Origin of the sequence: Siccirubricoccus soli (assembly GCF_024178315.1) — a bacterium.
GTDB lineage: Bacteria > Pseudomonadota > Alphaproteobacteria > Acetobacterales > Acetobacteraceae > Siccirubricoccus > Siccirubricoccus soli.
On sequence record NZ_JAMZIK010000170.1, the window covers coordinates 1 to 2,717 of the forward strand.

Below are 2,717 nucleotides of genomic sequence, written 5' to 3' on the forward strand. Positions count from 1 at the left end.
GCGATGCCGGCCGCCTCCCCTGCCCCGGCCGCGTGCCCGGACGCTGCCGGGTGCCCGCTGCGGCCGCGGGAGCGGGGTAGCCGGCCCTGGTGGAGGTCGCGGAGGCTTGGGCGAGGTCGGCTGAATTTCGCTCGCCCATCCCGCTCCAGCGCACCCTTCGGTCGCTTGATTCGGGGTCTCGGTCGATCCGTCCCCGACCGCACACGCGCTAGCCACCGCTCCGCTGCCGGCACCGGATGGCAGGTCCCGCGACCGGCTCTGCCTTGCTCAACCGCTCTCGATCAGCCGGGCCACCGCCTCGGGCTCGGTCAGCATCGGGTAATGTCCGGTGTCCAGCTCATGCCAGGCGGCGCCGAGGGAATCAGCCGCGCGGCGCTGATGCGCCACCGGCGGGTTGGCGCTTTGCCGGCACCAGATGACGCTCGCCTTCCAGGGCAGGTCCCAGAAGCGCTCCAGCCGAACCGGCGCCTCCATCGGCGCCACCGGGTGCAGGGTGCAGCGCGCCAGCGTCCAGGCCCGGGTCGCCGGGTCGAGATCGGCGAAGAGGCGGCCGGCGGCATCCTCCGGCGTCGGCCCGGTCGCCAGCTCGGTGCGCTGGAAATTCCGCCGCTGCACGATGTCCGGCAGCCGCTCGCCATCCCGCAGCGCCAGCGCATCGAGGAAGACCAGTCGCCCGACCCGCTCCCGCGCCAGCTCCGCCAGGCGGCACAGCACCATGCCGCCGCAGCTGGTGCCGACCAGCACCACCTCCGTCAGATCCTCGTGGAAGAGCAGGGCCGCCAGCTCCTCCGCCTGGCTTTCCGTGGTGATGCCGGGGCGGAGCTGCGCCTGGCGCTCGGCGCAGCCATCGAGGCTCGGCGCCAGCACGAGGTGCCCCCCCGCGCGCAGCGGCGCGGCCACCCGCTTCCAGATCCAGCCGCCCTGATAGGCGCCATGGATCAGCAGGATGTTCGCCATCGTCCCGTCTCCTCCCTTGCCCACCCGCCTTGGCCATGGCTTGGGAGGAGGAGCCGCTGCCCCGTCCGCCGCCGCGGCCGGGGGCTGGATGCGCCGATTGACGCCTGCCGCCGGCAGCGGCGCAAGCGCTGATACATCGGAGGCCGGGCCTGCCCCGCGGGGGCCGCGCGGCGAGGGCACGGCCGCCTCCCGCACCGGCGAGGAGAGGCGTGCGCCGGCCTCATACCGGCGGCGCGGAATGCTGGCCGATGTCGGCCGATGGGCGCGGCCGGTATGTGCTTGAGGTTGGCGCGCAGTCGCCACACCGCCCCTGCGGGCGACACTCGGCTTGGAACGTCAGGACTTTCCGAGCCGGCATCGTGCCCTGCCCGCGATGGCTGCCCCGGTGTTGGCCGCGTGAAGCGGAGAAGCCGGCCATCAAAGGCCAGGGCGAGCCGCCGGAAGGAAGCCGGCAGCACGACGGCCTCAAAGGCGTGGCCGCACCGGCCCGCCGAGGCGGCACGCGGATCTGCAACGCCGCGAGCGCGAGGAAGGATGGCGGCCCCGGCGCGAGGCCGCAGCCCCTGCCCTGGCGACCGCGCCGGGGCTGACGCCGCCCCTCCGATGCGGCGCGCCCGACCCGCCAGCAGGAAGGGCACGTCAGGACGCACCGCCAAGCCTGCCAGGGCCCGGGCTCAGCCGCGCAGCGCCTTGATCTGCGCCGGGTAGCTGCCGGGGTCCACCAGCACGTCCACCAGGGCCGGCCCGGGCGCCGCCAGCGCCTCTTCCAGGGCGGCGGCGTACTCCGCCTCGCCCCGCGCCGAGAGGCCGATGCCGCCGAGGCTCCGCATCGCCCCGGCGAAATCCGCCTGCGGCCAGCCCAGCGCCCCGCCCGGCAACTCCCGCCCGCCCTTCTTGATGTCGATGAGGGAGAGGGTGGCGTCGTTGAACACCACCACCACCAGCTTCACCCCGAGCGCCGTGGCCGTCGCCAGCTCCCCCAGCGCCATCAGCAGCCCGCCATCCCCGGTGAAAGCCAGCGCCCCCCGCGCCGGGTCATGCAGCGCCGCGGCGATGCCGGCCGGCAGGGCGAAGCCCATGGTCGCCAGCCCGTTGGAGATCAGCAGATCGCCGGGCCGCTCCGCCTGCCAGAATGAGGTGCAGGGGAACATATGCGCCCCGGCATCCACCGAGACCCGCGGATCCCGCCCCGCCCTGCGGCAGGCGGCCTGGGCCAGCTCCACCACCGCCTGGGGGGAGAGGCCACGATTCCCGCCCGGCGCATTGGCCAGCCGCGCCGCCCAGGCCGTGCGATGCGCCGCGATCTCACCCACCTCCCAGGCGCTGCGCGCCGCGCCTTCCGCCAGCGCGGCAAAGCTCGGGGCCAGGGCGCCGTACAGCCCCGCCGCCGGTGCCCGGTAGTGCAGCGGCCGCGGCGCGGTGCCGCAATCGATCATCGGCACCGCGTAGCGCCAGGGCTGCGGGATGAACTCCACCGGGTCGGCACCGGCCAGCAGGATGAGATCGGCCTCGCGCAGGATCGGCGCCTCCGCCTCGCCGCCGGTGAAGACCCCGGCGAAGAGCGGATCGGCATCCGGCACCACGCCTTTCGCCTTGTAGGTGACCAGCACGGGGCAGCCCAGCGCCGCCGCCAGCGCCCGCAGCGCGGCGCAGGATTCGGGCGCGGTCGCCTCCAGCCCTGCCACCAGCACCGGGCGGCGGGCTTCGGCCAGCAGGCGCTTCGCCTCCGCGAGCGCCGGCCCGGCCGGGGCGGCGGCCGG

General features: G+C 75.3%; 2 protein-coding genes. Both read right to left on the reverse strand.

Annotated elements, in window-relative coordinates; genetic code table 11:
- Window positions 1-267: 267 nt before the first annotated feature.
- Complete coding sequence (locus NJ376_RS23430; protein WP_252955708.1) at window positions 268-957, reverse strand: alpha/beta fold hydrolase; 690 nt, start codon at window positions 955-957, stop codon at window positions 268-270.
- 674 nt (window positions 958-1,631) lie between these two features.
- Window positions 1,632-2,717, reverse strand: a 1,086-nt coding sequence (locus NJ376_RS23435) for a thiamine pyrophosphate-dependent enzyme (RefSeq protein ID WP_252955709.1), incomplete at its 5' end; no start/stop codon positions are given.

Coding starts and splice junctions, on each gene's coding strand:
- NJ376_RS23430 (WP_252955708.1), bottom strand. CDS start 957: ATGGCGAACATCCTGCTGATCCATGGCGCCTATCAGGGCGGCTGGATC.